Genomic DNA, 16,985 nt, shown 5'->3' on the forward strand with positions numbered 1-16,985 from the left:
CACACGAATTTTCTCTATTGCTTTAACCGGACTTAGCTACATAACTTTCGTTATGGCAGGATTTGAACCTGCGTACATAGAGTGCGATTATTTTTTGGTGAATAATCAAAACCTTCAAGACCAGTTGCATATACAATTCTAATACATATACTGTAAGAATGTATACAATGGTGCTATACAGAAACACGCAACAAGACTTGCTTGATATTTTTATTATACGATGTAAATGAACTTTTATGGCTACCTCATTTTACTCTTTGGTGTAATGAGGTTTTTCATAGCAATTTTTATCTCACAGCAAACATCTTTTTCATAAGTACACTGCAAATATTACACAGTATTGCGCAATGTTTTTGCGTACTAAAAATTATTCTTGCTTTTTCTTACTTTTTTTCTTCTTTTTCTTAGGAAGTTTATCCTCTACACGTTCTATATGTTCTCTTACAGTCCGCATATAGTCACTATTATACGTGTACTTTTTAGCAAGTTTTAAAGTTTGTAATGATTTTTTATACGCTTCTTTCTGTTCATATAATTGGGCTTTACCTGTATATAAAATTGCTTTATCGGAACCTTTTATGGTCAATGCGAAATCGATGAATCGTTCAGCTTCTTCATAGTCTTCATTCCATAATAACACATTAATATAATGCGGATATACGTTAAAAGCATACATGTTTTCTGCTAACGCCTCTGTATAATACAGTTTTGCTTTTTCAAAATCACCTAAGTGCTCTGCATAAATGCGTCCCATTAAGCACAACGCTACTACATTTTTTTCTTCATAGACCAAAGCATATGTTAATGCCTCCATGGTTTCTTCTAATTCATAAGGAAAAGCATCTAATGCTTTAAATATGTAATTGTTTGCTAATGTTTTCATCTTATTCTAATTGTTTACGCAAATCATTTTTTAATTGATTACGTGTTGTTTTAAATCTTTTTTTGTTGTTCTTAACTTTAAAATCAGTTCCAACAAATACTTGTACTGGATTTCCTCTTTCTAAATCTAAATGGTTTTCCCATTCTTGTTTTATGGTGCTTTGTAATTGATGTACATTATGATTTCCTATCAAGGTTTTTAAACGTTGTACAGCTATTTTTTTATTCTGATGCTGTGAACGACTTTCTGAAACCAATACTTGAATTCCTGTTGTGCTATGTTTTGCTCGTACAGCAGAACTTACTTTATTTACATGTTGTCCACCAGGTCCAGAACTTCTAATTGCCTGAAACTCGATGTCTTTTTCTTGTATGGTTAACTCATTATTATATTCCAATTCAAAACAACCTATAAACCAGTTTTTGCGTTTATGGTATTTTCTAAAGGTTGATTTTCCTGTCCATTGAATAGTGCCCAACCAATCTTTTAAAAATAAAGACAGGTTATTTCCTTTTAATTGAACACTTACTGATTGTATGGTGCCATTCTCTATTCCATTTTCTTTATGAAGAATGTCATACGTTATCTTATGTTCTACTACAGCTTTTATAAATGCTTTTAGCACTTTTGCTACTACCCAGCAGCATTCCGAAGGTCCACGACCCGCTGTAAATTGTATTATTTTTATGTTCATTTTAATTTCCTATTCCTGTCATTACGAGTGAAACAAAGCAATCTGTTAATCGGTAAGCAGATTGCTTCAGTTGTTATCTCTTTCAGAATGACGATTCTTTTTACTTATCCATTCGTACGATTTTCGGTGTAAAAGTGCCTAATACTTCAACTAACTCTTGTTGATTAGCCATTACCTTTTTGATATTTTTATACGCCATAGGAGCTTCATCTACTCCACCTCCAATGAGCGTAACTTCATTCATTTTTAACTGATGCTTAATATCACTTTTGGTAAATTTCTCTTTACACTTCCTTCTTGAATGTTTTCTTCCTGCTCCGTGTGATGCCGATTGTAAACTCTCCTGGTTCCCTAAACCTCTAACAATGTATCCTGGTGCGGTCATAGACCCCGGAATTATACCCAATGCTCCTTTATTAGCAGGTGTTGCTCCTTTTCTATGTACAATACATTCAACTCCATTTAGCTGTTCTTTCCAAGCAAAATTGTGATGATTCTCAATCATTGCTAAAGGTTTTATTCCTAATAACTTTGCAATTCGTTTATGAATATTATCATGACATGCCTTGGCATAATCACCTGCTAAATTCATTGCTAGCCAATATTCTTGTCCGTCATGCGTATCTAAATCTAACCATGCTAAATGTTGTACATTTTTAGGTAACGGACATTGTTTACTCGCTAAATAGGTATAGTGTTTTGCAATGTTTGCTCCCAATCCACGTGATCCGCTATGCGTTAACAATCCCACATACTCTCCTACAGGCACATTAAATTCATTGTGTTCATCTGTTATAGTTACCATTCCGAACTCCACAAAGTGATTTCCACCTCCAGAAGTTCCTAATTGATTATATGCTTTTACTTTTAACCGTTTTAGTAAGGGGATGTCTTGGAACTCATTCCGTTCAAAAATTTCATGGTCTTGTTTTTTATCATGTGTTTCATACATTCCAAACTTGGTATGTTCCTTCAAGATATTTTCTAATTGATGTTGCTTTCCTTTTAAATAAGAAGCTTTCATCGGAAAAATACTCAATGCCATTCTACAGCCAATATCTACTCCTACCCCATACGGAATTACTGCATTTTCAGTAGCAAGCACGCCACCTATGGGTAATCCGTACCCTGAATGTGCATCAGGCATTAAAGCTCCTTGTACCGCAATTGGTAATTTTAAAGCATCGTACAACTGAAACTTAGCTTGCTCATCAATTTCATTTTCTCCATAAATAGAAAACGGAGCTCTTGTATTTCGTAATTCATGCATTTTAATTTCAACAGGCTTGGTTAAACCTTCAGCAACTTTACCCCAAATAGCATTTCCTTGATATTTTTCTGGATAAAGCAATACATTTTTTGCTTCTTCTAAAATGCGTTCTTTCTTTTCTTTTTTTCTATATCGGTTAATTTGCCCTAAGGCAATATTTATACTATTGTTTTTTGGAAAGCCTAATTTGATTAGATCTTTTCCTTTTAGTTTATTTCCCATGTTGAGACATTATAAGGTTGGGCACCAATTTTCTAATTAGTGCTTTGTATCAATATTTTTCTCTTTGCTTCGGAAATTGAAAACTATACGGAAATGTGTAGCATAAAAAAATCCGAAACGTTATTGAGGCTTCGGATTTTTCATATATAAGTTGTTGTTATTTCTATGTATGAAGAAAATCGCGAAGCGTGTGTACAAAAGAACCTGGTTCTTTTACTGTACTTATGTTTAATTGATATTTGAACATGGTTACTTCGTTTTTAAAAATTATTATTTTGTTGTTGAGTATGTTTATACTTGAACTGCGCTCTGTATAAAAATTACTGGTGCAAAGATGTGAGTCTTTTTTGAATTACACAAGTTTAAAATGACTTTATTTTACTAAAAATCAAACACTTATACTAAAATAAAGATATAAGTATCCTATCCGAATTTCTTCAGACTAGTAACCTGTTGGTTGTAAGCTATGTAGCATTTTACATGTAACTTTCAAAGACTTGAAGTTTTTTATAAAAAAAAGCGTCCAAATTATATAATTTGGACGCTTTTAGTGATTTTATACTACAATAACCTTATTGATAACTCCATAAAAATCGCTTTTGAGCGTCCGATATGTGTATAAATTGCATTGGCATAGGTTAAATTTCGTTTAATTAATTTATAAAATATGGAGAACCTTCATTCTCTTTTTTTTCTTTCTTAAAATGCCTATGGCATTGGTAATATCTCTACTACTATTCCATATACATTCTTAGTCCACCCGTTTATTCTTCCATGATTGTTTCCTATTTGCAAACCTCTTTTATTGTTTTTTCCTTTTACAAGGTGTGTAAAACAGTTTCCACGAACTTTGCAATACACAATATCGCCAACCTTACAATTTTCCCAGTTTATTGGTTTTAGTTTTACAGGTTGTTTAGATTTTAAAATAGGCAACATAGAGTTACCTGGCTCTTTTGAAATAATGGTTTCTCCATTATTTAATTTTTGAATTTTCCAATTCATTAGTATCATATTTTATAAATTATGTAAAACACTATTGTCTTACATATCTCATAAAATTACCAAGCCATTTCAATGAACTGCTGCAAATATGATATTTTTAGTTGGTTTTACCTATTAGATTGATTTTAAATTAAGTATTACTAGTTTAATCTACTCCTAAAGCTTGTTTAAATAAATCGATACTCTTTCTTATTAAACTTTTGTTTTCATCTAGTTTTACTTCTTTTATAATATTATTTTGTTTTAATACCTTATCATCACTTTTTACTTCTATTTCGCAATTTAAAAATCCATACCAATCTTCATTTTCTTTGAATGAATTAAATTTTGAAATGACTTTTTCTGAAAATAATTTTGCTCTATCTATTGCCTGCTCATTTGTTAATGAATAATAATAGAAACCATCCCCTAAAATATTGTCATTTAACATATAAAATTCAAATAATATATCATATTGATATTCAGTTTGTGAATTTAAACCTGATAATGAATTAATTGCACTTAAAACAACCTGTTTTCATTAGACCTTGATAGTGTCAAACATAAAGAATACACTTCTAAACTTAATAGTTCTTTCTCAGAGCTGTTATCTTTTATAAGGTTTAATAACCTTCTTCTATAATCATTAGATTTATAATTAATATTTATAAAGTCAAATAGTAAATCTTTACTATTGAATTCGTTATTTTCTACCAGTTTGTATAAAAAGCTTTCAAAAACTTCTATGTCAATTCTATCTACCAAAAGCTGATATGCCTTTTGTTTTAACTTTTGAGTTATTTTTCTTTCCATTATTTTTAATCAATTGTTCTTGATTTTTAAAAATCACCATAAAATACTTGTAAACAAGGGAGTTTTAATTCTTTTCTCCATAAATCAACCACCTGATTCCTATCATCTAAAACAAACTCAATAAAGTACTTATGCTCTATTTTTCTTTTAAATACCTCTTCTTTAATAATCGCATCTTTCCTATTATCTTTTGATTTACGCATCCATAGTGCGTCATAAGCTATTTCATGCTTTTTTAACCAAGATACTGTTTCTGGTTGATATTTAGCTTCTCTACCTGATAAAAGAAGTATTTTATATCCTAATTGTTGGTAATTCTTTACTAAATTAACGATAGGCACATTAGGTAAATCTTGTTCACACCTACTACCATCAAAAGGACTTCTGTTATGTATTAAAGATAAAGTTCCGTCTAAATCACAAATAATAGCTTTTGGTAAAGCTTCATCTTGATTTCTATATTCATTTTTTAGTTTTTTCATTTTTCTGTATTTTAAATATTTTTTATGTTCATGGCAACTTCCCCACTTAAACGATCTCTTTTTCTTAATCACACTGCAAATATTTAGCTGTATTACGCAATCTTTTTGCGTACTAAAAAAGAATTTATCATTTTTACTAAAAAATTATAAAATGGCTTCTAACAAAAATGCACTAATTCGATATAAAACAATTGATCAATGCCTCAGAAACACCATGCGTACTTGGACTTTGAATGATTTAATTGATGCTTGTTCGGATGCTTTGTATGAATACGAAGGAAAAGATATTTATGTAAGTAAAAGAACGATTCAGTTAGATATTCAAATGATGCGTAGTGATAAATTAGGGTATAATGCTCCAATTGAAGTCTATCAACGTAAATATTACCGTTATGCTGAAGAAGGGTATTCCATTATGAATATTCCTGTGACTGAAAACGATGTAAAGGTGATGAATGATGCCATTCAAGTATTACGTCAGTTTAAAGACTTTTCTTTATTCAAAGAAATGGACGGAGTGCTACAACGTTTAGAAGATTCGGTATATTCTTCTCAAAAACACAATAGAGCTATTATTCATTTAGATAAAAACGAACAACTAAAAGGCTTGTCATTTATAGATCCTTTATACAATGCCATACAGCAAAAAAAAGTATTAAAAGTAAATTATCAGTCGTTTAAAGCAGAAAAAGCCAGTATAATAACCTTGCACCCACAATTATTAAAGGAGTTTAATAATAGATGGTTTTTATTAGCACTCGTAAAGGGTAAAGAAACAACCTTAGCTTTGGATCGTATAAATTCTGTAATGGAAGTTGAAAACACAACATATATAGATAAAGCAATTAATGGTGATGTTTATTATAAAGATGTTGTTGGTGTCACAGTTTCAAATACGAGACCACAACGTATTGCTTTTTGGGTAGATAAAGCAAATACTCCTTATGTACTCACGAAACCTTTTCATAAATCTCAACGATTGATAAAATATACAGATGACGGGGCTATCTTTAATATTTTAGTTATTCCTAATTATGAATTGGAACGTTTAATTTTGGGCTTTGGTGATAGTATAGAAGTGTTAAAACCTGAAAAACTTAGAAAAAGAATGATTCAGAAACTAGAAAACTCTCTAAACAGATACGCTATTAAAAAGCAGACACACCTGTAGCTTTATTCTTTTGTACAAAAAAGCGAACTTTTAATCCGAATATATTATTTAGCTTTTTAATTGTCAGAAGGACAACCATTTGGCAAATGGCAGCACCAATCGGTAATAGGGTCTGTATTAAATTTAGATTTGGTAAATACATATATTGCCGCAGAGAAAAACTTAACAATTTTATTCCCTTTTCCTGAGGAATTATTACCAATTAAAAAAGTCTAAGTAATACTACGGTTAATTAATAAAAAAACTTAAGTGTTAGACCCTATTAAATTAGAGATAAGAACTTATATTTGTGAAAAACAAAATTAATTGCTTATCTATTTTATTCAAATACTTGTTTTTTCTTCATTAATACTACTTTCTTTTATCATGCTTTCAAACCCATTGAGAGTAAATAAAAAAGCTAATATTTGGTTTGGGATAACTTTATTTTTATGGTCAAGTTTTTGGTTAGAAGAAATTGTTTTGCTAACAAAGGCAGAACCTTTTGGTCTTTTTCTAAACTTAGTAATTTCATTTATACAATTTTTCACCCCTATACTACTATATATCAGTGTTTTGTTTTTTTCTAATCCTAATTATAGTTTTACGTTTAAAGACAGCACGGTATTTATTATACCAATAGTTTATTTAATTGCAATTATTTATGATTACATCTCGATTATTAATTATCAGTTTTTATTAGTAACATTAATACTTGTTAATGCGATTATATTTACTACAAAATCGTTTTTAAGACTTCGTATTCATCAGCGAAAAATAACTTTGTTTTCATCTAATACTGATGAAATTAATTTGAAATGGTTAGAAAATATTATTCTTGTAATTATGGTTCTAGTTTTAATTATAAGTGTTTTTAACCTTGTTTATATTGGACTACCCTTAAACCTATACCTAAACATTATTACGTTAGGTGTTGTCTTGTTTATGACTTACAACTCCTTAAAACAAAAAGAAATTTTTCCGACTAACCAAAAACACCGTGAAGATATTATTGCTATTGAGAATGATGATGATGAAATTGATACTAATAAACGAAAAATTATTAAAGACAAAGAGCTTGTTATATTAAAAGCTAAATTAAATGCTTTGATGAAAACTAAGCATTTGTATTTAGATAACAACATTAATTTGGCTTCTTTAGCGGAAGAAATGCAAATAACATCGCACCAATTATCATATGTTATTAATAATGGATTTAATCAAAATTTCTATCAGTTTATCAATAGTTATCGTATAGAAAAAGCTAAAAAATTATTAATGGATAAATCTTCTGAAAAACTATCTATATTAGGTATTGCATTTGAGTCTGGTTTTAGTTCTAAAACTGCTTTTAATACTACATTTAAAAAGCTTACAAATCAAACACCTTCGGAATTTAAAAAACAAAGTTCTAGTTTATAACACAGAACAATACAAGTGTTTAAGTAATTGATTGACAATAGTTTGAATTCTTGTTCTCATTTATAAACAAGGGCATTTTAAATCATCTCTTGTTCTAATTTTGTTTACATATTTAAAAAAAGACAAATGAAAGAATATACAGATAATACGTTTGCAGTTATTACAGGAGCAAGTCAAGGGTTAGGAAAAGCTTTTGCATTAGAATTGGCCAAAAGAAAACACAATCTCATTTTAATTAGTCTTCCTAAACAAAATTTAAATAAACTGGCTAACCTAATTGAAACATACTACAATGTTAAAGTAGCCTATTATGAAACTGATTTTTCTTCAGATGCTAACCTTAAATCATTAACTAGTTATTTAAAGGAAAAATACGCTATTAATATTCTAATTAATAATGCTGGTACTGGTGGAACAAAAAAAATAGAAGACGTTTCTCTTAATTATATTAATAATATAATTCAAGTCAATATAAAAGCAATAACAATACTTACACATCAATTACTTCCTAATTTAAAAGAGCAAAAAAAATCATATATTTTAAATGTATCAAGCATTGCTGCTTTTTCCCCTCTAGGTTATAAAACAGTTTATCCTGCTTCAAAAGCTTTTGTTCACTCATTTTCATTAGGTCTTTCAGAAGAGCTAAAAAACACTAATATTTCTGTTAGTGTTATAAACCCTGGAGCTATGAAAACAAATCCAGAAATTACTGCAAGAATAAAAAAACAAGGCTTTTTAGGTAAATTAACCTTGTTAGATCCAAAAAAGGTTGCTAAGTATTCAATAAAAAAAATGTTTAAACGAAAAGCTTTTATAGTTATAAACCCAATGAGTTGGTTTATTTCTATTCTTTTACCTAATTGGATAAAAATACCTATGATGACAAGTATAATAAAAAGAGAAGCTTAAAAATGAAACGAATTTTTATTACTGGAGTTAATGGTTTATTAGGTACTAATTTATGTCATGAACTTTTACAACAAGGTTATTTTGTTATTGGTCTTACCAGAAAAAAACAAAACTATAAAGGAAAAGAACATAAACACTTAAAATTAATTGAAGGTGATTTATTTATAGACTTTACTTCTTTATTAAATAATGTAGATGTAGTAATACATGCTGCTGCTACAACTAGTCAAAATTTATTGAGGTATTCTGATTATAAGAAAATAAACTGTAATACTACTATACAACTATACAATGCTGCTATAATATGTAATGTTAAACGTTTTATTTTTGTTAGTACTGCCAATACTTTAGGGTATGGTTCTTTTCAAAAACCGGGAGCTGAAAATAATAAAATGAGTAAACTTTTTAAACAATCATATTATGCGAAAAGTAAATTTGAAGCTGAGAAGTACTTGTTAAAAAATAACCATAAGATAAAAACAGCTATCGTAAATCCTACTTTTATGTTAGGAGCTTACGATACTAAACCTAGTTCGGGGAAAATAATATACATGGGATGGAAAAAGAAAGTAATATTTTATCCTCCAGGAGGAAAAAACTTTGTACATGTAAAAGATGTTGCTAATGGCATTATAAAAGTACTAACTACAAATTCTTTTGGAGAGAAGTATTTACTAGCAAACGAGAACCTTAGTTATAAAGATTTTTTTAATAAACTTAACAAAGTAACTAATCAATTACCTTTGATGGTTCAAATCCCTAAGTTTATACTTATTATGATAGGTTATTTTGGAGATGTTCTCCGAAGTATGGGTATAAAAACTTCTTTAAGTTTAACGAATATGCGTACTTTATGTATAAACAACTTTTTTTCTAATACTAAGTCAGTAAGAGATTTAAAGATTGAATATCTACCTATTAATAAGGCTATAGATGATGCTATTCTCTATTTTTCCAAAATCAAAAACAATTAACAAAAAAGGCTTTAGTTTATAAACTAAAGCCTTTTTCTTATATCCTATATTAAACAATTTTTAACAAATATAGTCCATAGTGGTAGGTCTGTAACAACATACCTTTACTCCATCTTGATAAATAAAAGAACCATCTCCTCCACATTCTTTAGGAAAAGGAAAAGGAAAAGGTACTGCATTTCCTCCTTTAATGTTCTTTAAGGTTGTTTTTGTTAACTCTTGTGATCCTTTTACGTTTAAAATTACTTTTTTCATTATAAAGTATTTTGGGGGTTATAAATATTATTCTGTTTTCCGAAAATAACCTTTAAAAAAGAGTTTACTATAAAAAAAACCATATTTTTAGTAAGGAAAAACCATATTTTTTTGAATTACTTTTCCATAAGAACTTCTAACTTATATAAATACGGGAGCTAATAGTCCTTTAAATGTAGTATCTTCTGGAGCTTTAATTTCTACTGACATAATGGTAATTAGAATAGCTAAAACACCATTGTTAAATGCTTCTTAATCTACCTGTTTTCATATGTTTTTTGTTTATTACACTATTAACTCCTCCCAAAACGTCTTTGTTCTGGTAAGAGGATTCGTTCAGTCTCGTTTTGTACAGAAGGAAACTTATTATTTTTCCAGTTTTCTTTAGCTTGCTCTATCAATTCTTTATTAGAAGCCACAAAATTCCACTCTATAAAGCGTTCTTCTGGAAATGGCTCTCCTCCAAAAATATAAACAGTAGAATTTGCTGTAATTTCAAAAGAACACAAGGTACTGTCTTTTGCTACTAATAATTTTTTGGACTCATAAGTATGTCCATCACTAATAATACTTCCTTCTAAAATATATAAGGCACTTTCACCAAACAAATGTTCTCCTATAGTAATTGTTTTCTTCTCACTCGATTTAATTTCTATAAAAAACAGTGGACTATATACTGGAACAGGAGATTGCTTTCCAAACGCTTTTCCTGCGATGAGCTTAAACTGAACTCCTTCATCTTCCCAATTAGGAATTTCATTTTCGGAAACATGTGTAAAAGAAGGTTCACATTGCTCTTCACTTAAAGGTAAAGCTACCCATATTTGTAACCCATGAAGCTTCTTAGTTGAATTCCTTAATCTTTTAGGAGTTCTTTCTGTATGTACTACTCCTTTTCCTGCTGTCATCCAATTTACAGCTCCTGGAGTTATTTCAATTTCAGTTCCTATACTATCACGGTGTACTATAGCTCCTTCAAACAAAAAAGTAAGAGTTGATATACCTATGTGAGGATGCATATCAACATCTAAATTATCATTTTCGGTAAGTTTTACTGGTCCCATATGGTCGATAAAAATAAAAGGACCTACCATTCGTTTTTGCCGAAATGGCAACAAGCGACCTACTAGAAAATTACCAATATTTGCTGCTCGCTCTTCAATTATTAGTTTCGTGTTAGACATTTTTATACCTATTAAGGATTTAATCAAAAAAAGCAACTCTAAACCGAAGAGTTGCCTTTTAAAGTTATTGTTAATCTTCTAAATAACCAAACTTTCCAGTATTGAAGTCTTGAAATGCTTCTATTAACTCTTGTTTAGTATTCATTACAAACGGACCGTGTGCCGCAATAGGTTCGTTTAAAGGCTCTCCGCTTAATACTAAAATTATAGCATCTTCTAAAGCCTCTAAAGTAAAAGTATCTCCGTCATTTTTGAATAATGCAAAGTAATCCTCTAAAATATTGTTTGATTCATTCACTTTAACACTACCTTCAACTGATAAAATAGCAGTAGTATAGTTTTTAGGAAAGGTTAACTGTGTTTTTATTCCTTTCTTCAACTTTACATTAAACATATTTACAGGCGAAAATGTAAATGCAGGTCCTTTATTTCCTTTATACTCTCCTGCAATTACCTCTATTTCTCCTCCTCCATCTGCTAAAGGTATTTTAGCCATTTCTGCATTAGCAATTGCTTGATATTTTGGCGAACTCATTTTATCCTTAGCCGGTAAATTTACCCATAATTGTACCATTTGAAACTCTCCTCCTGTTTTACTCCATTCGGTTTCATGAAACTCTTTGTGTAAAACTCCTGAAGCCGCTGTCATCCATTGTACGTCTCCTTCACCTATAATTCCACCTCCACCTGCACTATCACCATGCTCAACACGTCCTTTATAGGCAATCGTTACGGTTTCAAAACCTCTGTGCGGATGTACTCCCACTCCTTTTGGTTTATCAGTTGGAGGAAAATTATATTTTGAATTATAATCTAACATAATAAATGGATCCATACGTTGCATCGTTGAGCTTCCTGGTATAAAATTATGAACTCTAAATCCATCTCCTACAAAATGTGGAGTTCCTGGTTTTACTATCTTTTCTATACTTCTTGTTTTCATTTTAACTTCCTTTCTTTAATTAATTTAAACTAGCGGCTAATTCCATTTCAAATGAATTATCAAAATAATTACGTTGTATTTCTGGTTTATTTTTAGACCAATACCCTTGTTTAACGCTTTCTGAAAGCGCTGTTTCATCTTTGTATTCAACAATAATTGCTTCAGGAAATAATACTGTAATAATCTTTTGCAGTTTGGTTTTTTCTATCTCTTTAGTGTCTTTAGAAATAGCTAAAACCTTATATGTTTGTTGGTGTAATTTTTCAATGGCTGTTTCGACATCAGGAACAGTTGAAACTTGCCAATTCAAAATTTTGGGTTTTGTTGTATTTTTTGTTACAACTAATGTTTTTAAATGTCTCATGATAAATCCTTTTTTACCCATTAAATGGGATTAATTATTCGATGCTTAACATCGAAATTAATTGAGTTTACTTTTTCTGAAATATTAAGTGAGTTAATCTCCACTTTTTATTTCACTGTAAAATTACGGCAACAAAAAAAGGTATGCATTGACCTATGGTAAGAACGAATTACGATTATCTAACAACCGTAAATAAACAATCATAACTCGTATCTTAATTATTTGGTTTGAAGTTTTCTTCAGCAAGTGATTTACGAACACGACTCAAGCTTTCTGGAGTTATTCCTAAGTAAGAAGCTATCATCCATTGCGGAACTCGTAACATAATATCTGGATACATCTTTACAAAATCTAAATAACGTCTTTTTGCTGAAGCTCCAAGTAGTTGACTAATACGTTTGTATAATTGACGAATATGTTTTTGTAACAAATGCTCATTTTTTCTTCTAAAATCAGTATTTATTTTTGACACTTTATTAATAAAGTCCTCGTCTAACATTATAACTAATGTATCTTCTACAGCGTCAATATAATATGTTGATGGTTCTTGAAAATATACACTACCTCTATCACTTACAATCCAATTTTCAGTAGCAAACTGTAAAATATTTTCTTTTCCCTCTTCATTTAGGGCATATAAACGTAACAAACCTTTTTCTACAAAAAAGAAATGTGAACACACATCTCCTTCTTTTAATAAAAAATCACTTTTAGAAACGTTTTTTAAAGAAATAAACGATTGCATTTGAAGGTAATCATCTTCTGATAATCCTCCTTTTTCAATAAGATACTTTTTAAAGTTTGGTAGCTCCATACATTGATGTAATGAGCTACTAAAAATACAGTATTATATACAATATTTTACTTTTCTTCTGAAGTTTTAAGTACCTTACCTCTATATCTAATTGAATTTTTCTGCGTACTATTTACATAAATGGTACTCGATAAGCTAGGATATACTCTAACTATAACATTATAGTTTTCAGTTGTTGTATTTTTATCCTTTATTTTAAAACTAATTTTGTAACTATTCTCTTTATCTTCTGATACAACTAAATCTTCAGGAGTTCCTTCAAATTCAATTCCAATATCTGTACTTCCATAAGAACCTCCCATTTGTCGCTCTCCAAAATATGGTAAATAGGCTGCAACAGTATCTTTTTTCATTTTGAAAAAATTACTATTTCCTACTAAATTAATGTTTCCAGCGTTACTTCCTATAGGTAACAAACCTGCATTAGCTATTTGTGCCATTGCATTTGTAACCATTGGTTCAGCCCACTCTGATTCTATTTCAAAAGTTTTACTTTCTATAAGAGCGTTTAAGTTATCTATTTCTGACTGAGTTATGTTTTTAGAAGATGCACAACTAAGTAGTAAAAAAATCATACTAATAAAAAAAACAAATCTTTTCATACTTTACTGTTTTTAAACCTTTTACAAGATACTTAAATATCGTAAAACTTTCAAGAAAACAAGACTATTTAACGTTTGTTTTACTCTTTATTAGGTACAGAGAACAGATCCGGTTTTGCTCCTTTAATATCTCTATAAAAATCATAAAAATGATTCATATCAGCGTTCATATCATCTGTTAAGTAATAAGGAGGCGCTATAATAATTTGTTTGTTTTTAAAATCGAAAGCAAACATAACCACAGGTACATTGGCCCCTTTTGCGATGTAATAAAATCCAGTTTTCCATGAGGTTACTTTAGCACGAGTTCCTTCTGGAGATAACGCTAAACGGAATTCTTCATGCTGATTAAAAACAGCTACAATAGCATCAACCTTATTCGTGCTTTTACTTCTATCAACAGGAGCACCTCCTAAAGCTCTAAAAATAAACCCAAAAGGAGGTTTGAATAACGATGCTTTACCTATAAAGTTGACTCTTACACCAATAGTATTCCTCGCTAAAATAGCAATTGGAAAGTCTTTCCAGCTCGTGTGTGGAGCTCCAATAACAACATATTTTTTTAAGTCTCTTGGAAAATCTCCAACTACCTTCCAGCCTAAAACTTTGTGAAATATAAATTTAGATATCATTTACTAGGTATAAAGGTCAATGATACGGTTTTCCTTACAAAAATCAAATAATTTTAACCTATCTTGTCCTATATTTGTTCACTTAATTAACTTTTATTTATTCTAATGAATACCACTCTTTTACTTATTTTAATTGCTATTAGTACCTTACTAATTGGGTTTGTTATCGGAAACTTACTCTCTAAATTGAAGTTTAAACAACAAACTTCTGATTTAGAAAAAGAGATTGTAACCCTACAAAACCATCAAGCTAATTTTGAAATTCAGAAAAAAGAAAAGGAAGAATCATTTTCTCAACAAAAGGAAGACTTTTTAAGTAGATTAGACGAAAAAACTAAAGAAAATAGTGAATTACGTCGTGAAAAAGAGTTTACAGCTCTTGAATTAGCTAGAAAAAATGAAGAATTAAAAAACGTTCAATTAAAACTTCAAGAAAATAAAGAAGAAATAGAAAAGCTACAAGATAAGTTTACCAAAGAGTTTGAAAACTTAGCGAACAAAATTCTAGATGAAAAATCGAATAAGTTTACTGAGCAGAACAAGAAAAATATTAAGGATATTTTAAATCCACTTCAAGAAAAAATCCAAACTTTTGAAAAGAAGGTTGAAGACACTCAAAAAGAAAGTATTTCGATGCATTCTGCTTTAAAAGAGCAATTATTAGGGTTAAAAGAGTTAAATGCTCAAATGAGCAAGGAAACATTAAACTTAACTAAAGCTTTAAAAGGTGATAGCAAAACCCAAGGAAATTGGGGAGAATTAGTATTAGAACGTGTTTTAGAAAAATCTGGCTTAGAAAAAGACAGAGAATACTTTGTGCAACAATCTTTTACCAATGATGAGGGTAAACGTATCATGCCCGATGTCGTAATTCACTTACCTGATAACAAAAAAATGGTGGTTGATTCTAAAGTATCTTTAACTGCTTATGAACAGTATGTAAGTAGTGAAGACGATATTGTAAAAGAGCGTTTTGCAAAAGAACATGTTAACTCATTAAAGCGACATGTTGAGCAGCTTTCAGAAAAAAAGTATGAGGATATTTATAAAATAGAGTCTCCTGATTTTGTACTACTGTTTGTACCAATAGAACCAGCTTTTGCTGTAGCTTTAAATGAAGACAATACTTTATATAATAAAGCTTTTGAAAGAAATATTGTTATTGTTACTCCAACTACTTTATTAGCTACCTTACGTACTATTGATACCATGTGGAATAATGAAAAGCAACAACGTAATGCTTTAGAAATTGCACGACAAGCAGGTGCTTTATACGATAAATTTCATGGGCTGTTAGCTGATTTGGTTAATATTGGGAAGAAAATAGACGGTACTAAAGCCGATTATGCCGCAGCTATGAATAAGTTGGTAGAAGGTCGTGGAAACTTAATTACAAGTGTAGAAAAATTAAAGAAAATGGGAGCGAAAGCTAAAAAAGCACTTCCTGAAAAAATTCTCGAACGAGCTCAAGATAATGACGAATAAAAATAGGTACTCTTACCAGAGTACCTATTTTTTTTACCTTTAATTTTTTACTGTTTTTATTGATTTTTCAAAACACTTATTTCTTGAGGTGTAAGAGCTTTCTTTAATAAGATTAATTCGTCTATTGAGCCTATAAAGTTGTTAAGACCAGAAATAACACATGGTGAGTGTCCTACTTTAAACTTAGCAGTATTATCTATGCTCACAATTCCATCAGGAAGACTCCATGGAGTACTTACTTTTTCTTTTCCATTTATATAAATAGTCGTTTTTCTAATAGAATTATCTTTCACGATAACTACATGAGTCCATTTAGTTGGGCTCACATTTTCTAAATCAGCTGTTGCAGAACCATTTAAATCTGTCATAACATTGTCTGATCTCATTTCAACAGTTAATTCATTCGAACCTTTTTTATATGCTACTTGAATAAAGTCTCCTTTTCTACAGGCTTCTCTTTTAGATAAAATAGTAAAAGTAGCATCATGTAAGTTTGTAGGAACCTTGAACCAAAAACTCATAGAAAAGGATTCATTTTTAAAAGGAATAGCAGCAGGAAAACTAATTTCTGCTGAAGTTGTTGTGCTTTTATAAGCACTAGAGTTGTTTCCTTTTCTGTCTTGAGTAGCATCAAAGTCTTTTACAATACCATCATACGAGTTTTTGTTATCATTTGCTGAACCATTGAAAGGGTAATAAGCTATTAGATTGTTGTCTTTTAATAAATTTTCAAAAGGAGTAACTTCTTTTACAGGTAAATTTTCTTCATCTTTTGAACAAGCCCCAATAAGTAAGCTTACACACACTAAAACTGTGTAAATTTTTTTCATTTTTTTATTGTTTAAAATTAACTATATCGAATATAGTTTTACGACCTATAAAAAAACGAAATGGCTTTAT

At 29.9% G+C, this 16,985-nt stretch carries 21 protein-coding genes and 1 pseudogene; 6 read left to right on the forward strand and 16 right to left on the reverse strand.

From position 1 onward, the window contains the following. Positions 1–367: 367 nt before the first annotated feature. The 7 genes from MHM83_RS10660 to MHM83_RS10690 all read right to left on the reverse strand — a co-directional run bounded on the left by MHM83_RS10660 (position 368) and on the right by MHM83_RS10690 (position 5,348). Complete coding sequence (locus MHM83_RS10660) at positions 368–883, reverse strand: tetratricopeptide repeat protein (RefSeq protein WP_239179679.1); 516 nt, start codon at positions 881–883, stop codon at positions 368–370. A 1-nt stretch (position 884) separates the two neighbouring features. Beyond that, complete coding sequence (prfH, locus tag MHM83_RS10665) at positions 885–1,577, reverse strand: peptide chain release factor H (RefSeq protein WP_239179681.1); 693 nt, start codon at positions 1,575–1,577, stop codon at positions 885–887. 100 nt (positions 1,578–1,677) lie between these two features. Next, positions 1,678–3,069 (reverse strand): RtcB family protein, encoded by a 1,392-nt coding sequence (locus tag MHM83_RS10670; RefSeq protein ID WP_073184000.1) that lies wholly within the window; start codon positions 3,067–3,069, stop codon positions 1,678–1,680. 708 nt (positions 3,070–3,777) lie between these two features. Continuing rightward, positions 3,778–4,074, reverse strand: coding sequence for a S26 family signal peptidase (locus MHM83_RS10675; RefSeq protein ID WP_231128412.1), 297 nt, complete (start codon positions 4,072–4,074; stop codon positions 3,778–3,780). 145 nt (positions 4,075–4,219) lie between these two features. Beyond that, entirely contained in the window at positions 4,220–4,504 is a 285-nt protein-coding gene (locus tag MHM83_RS10680) for a hypothetical protein (RefSeq protein ID WP_159616982.1), read from the reverse strand. Positions 4,505–4,575: 71 nt separating this feature from the next. Then, positions 4,576–4,866 carry a hypothetical protein gene (locus tag MHM83_RS10685; RefSeq protein WP_239179683.1) on the reverse strand — a complete coding sequence of 97 codons (291 nt, stop codon included), beginning with the start codon at positions 4,864–4,866 and terminating at the stop codon, positions 4,576–4,578. 26 nt (positions 4,867–4,892) lie between these two features. Then, positions 4,893–5,348, reverse strand: a complete 456-nt coding sequence (locus tag MHM83_RS10690) for a phosphatase domain-containing protein (RefSeq protein WP_159616986.1) — start codon at positions 5,346–5,348, stop codon at positions 4,893–4,895. A gap of 151 nt (positions 5,349–5,499) precedes the next feature. Here MHM83_RS10690 and MHM83_RS10695 point away from each other — a divergent pair, with 151 nt between their 5' ends. The 5 genes from MHM83_RS10695 to MHM83_RS10715 all read left to right on the forward strand — a co-directional run bounded on the left by MHM83_RS10695 (position 5,500) and on the right by MHM83_RS10715 (position 9,806). Next, the gene (locus MHM83_RS10695; protein WP_239179684.1) at positions 5,500–6,519 is read left to right on the forward strand and encodes a helix-turn-helix transcriptional regulator; all 1,020 of its coding nucleotides are present in this window, start codon (positions 5,500–5,502) and stop codon (positions 6,517–6,519) included. Between the two features lie 60 nt (positions 6,520–6,579). Then, positions 6,580–6,735, forward strand: a complete 156-nt coding sequence (locus tag MHM83_RS10700; protein ID WP_239179686.1) for a hypothetical protein — start codon at positions 6,580–6,582, stop codon at positions 6,733–6,735. 165 nt (positions 6,736–6,900) lie between these two features. Continuing rightward, positions 6,901–7,920 (forward strand): helix-turn-helix domain-containing protein, encoded by a 1,020-nt coding sequence (locus tag MHM83_RS10705; RefSeq protein WP_239179688.1) that lies wholly within the window; start codon positions 6,901–6,903, stop codon positions 7,918–7,920. A 126-nt stretch (positions 7,921–8,046) separates the two neighbouring features. After that, positions 8,047–8,832: an SDR family NAD(P)-dependent oxidoreductase gene (locus tag MHM83_RS10710; protein WP_159617113.1), complete on the forward strand. Its 786-nt coding sequence runs from the start codon at positions 8,047–8,049 to the stop codon at positions 8,830–8,832. Between the two features lie 2 nt (positions 8,833–8,834). Then, entirely contained in the window at positions 8,835–9,806 is a 972-nt protein-coding gene (locus tag MHM83_RS10715; protein WP_239179690.1) for an NAD-dependent epimerase/dehydratase family protein, read from the forward strand. A 60-nt stretch (positions 9,807–9,866) separates the two neighbouring features. Here MHM83_RS10715 and MHM83_RS10720 read toward each other — a convergent pair whose 3' ends face one another. From MHM83_RS10720 to MHM83_RS10750, 8 genes and pseudogenes are all read right to left on the reverse strand, one after another. Then, positions 9,867–10,061: a hypothetical protein gene (locus MHM83_RS10720; protein WP_239179692.1), complete on the reverse strand. Its 195-nt coding sequence runs from the start codon at positions 10,059–10,061 to the stop codon at positions 9,867–9,869. A 141-nt stretch (positions 10,062–10,202) separates the two neighbouring features. Further along, positions 10,203–10,301, reverse strand: a pseudogene (locus MHM83_RS16260) (hypothetical protein); the annotation flags it as partial. Positions 10,302–10,354: 53 nt separating this feature from the next. After that, positions 10,355–11,245: a pirin family protein gene (locus MHM83_RS10725; protein WP_073184013.1), complete on the reverse strand. Its 891-nt coding sequence runs from the start codon at positions 11,243–11,245 to the stop codon at positions 10,355–10,357. A gap of 70 nt (positions 11,246–11,315) precedes the next feature. Continuing rightward, positions 11,316–12,188, reverse strand: a complete 873-nt coding sequence (locus tag MHM83_RS10730) for a pirin family protein (protein WP_159614959.1) — start codon at positions 12,186–12,188, stop codon at positions 11,316–11,318. Positions 12,189–12,207: 19 nt separating this feature from the next. After that, positions 12,208–12,552 (reverse strand): hypothetical protein, encoded by a 345-nt coding sequence (locus MHM83_RS10735; protein WP_239179694.1) that lies wholly within the window; start codon positions 12,550–12,552, stop codon positions 12,208–12,210. A gap of 214 nt (positions 12,553–12,766) precedes the next feature. After that, positions 12,767–13,366 carry a Crp/Fnr family transcriptional regulator gene (locus MHM83_RS10740; RefSeq protein ID WP_073184017.1) on the reverse strand — a complete coding sequence of 200 codons (600 nt, stop codon included), beginning with the start codon at positions 13,364–13,366 and terminating at the stop codon, positions 12,767–12,769. Between the two features lie 47 nt (positions 13,367–13,413). Further along, positions 13,414–13,968: a DUF4251 domain-containing protein gene (locus tag MHM83_RS10745; RefSeq protein WP_167713825.1), complete on the reverse strand. Its 555-nt coding sequence runs from the start codon at positions 13,966–13,968 to the stop codon at positions 13,414–13,416. A gap of 80 nt (positions 13,969–14,048) precedes the next feature. Next, on the reverse strand, positions 14,049–14,600 hold the full coding sequence (locus MHM83_RS10750; protein ID WP_239179695.1) for a 1-acyl-sn-glycerol-3-phosphate acyltransferase: 552 nt from the start codon (positions 14,598–14,600) through the stop codon (positions 14,049–14,051). A 105-nt stretch (positions 14,601–14,705) separates the two neighbouring features. Between MHM83_RS10750 and rmuC the strand changes: the two genes are divergently transcribed. Next, on the forward strand, positions 14,706–16,085 hold the full coding sequence (rmuC, locus tag MHM83_RS10755; RefSeq protein WP_239179696.1) for a DNA recombination protein RmuC: 1,380 nt from the start codon (positions 14,706–14,708) through the stop codon (positions 16,083–16,085). Positions 16,086–16,141: 56 nt separating this feature from the next. On the opposite strand, the gene MHM83_RS10760 is transcribed toward rmuC, so the two are convergent. Continuing rightward, complete coding sequence (locus MHM83_RS10760; protein WP_159614964.1) at positions 16,142–16,915, reverse strand: LamG domain-containing protein; 774 nt, start codon at positions 16,913–16,915, stop codon at positions 16,142–16,144. Between the last annotated feature and the right edge of the window lie 70 nt (positions 16,916–16,985).

This window comes from Tenacibaculum sp. Mcav3-52 (genome assembly GCF_022347665.1).
GTDB classification, from domain to species: Bacteria; Bacteroidota; Bacteroidia; order Flavobacteriales; family Flavobacteriaceae; genus Polaribacter; species Polaribacter mesophilus.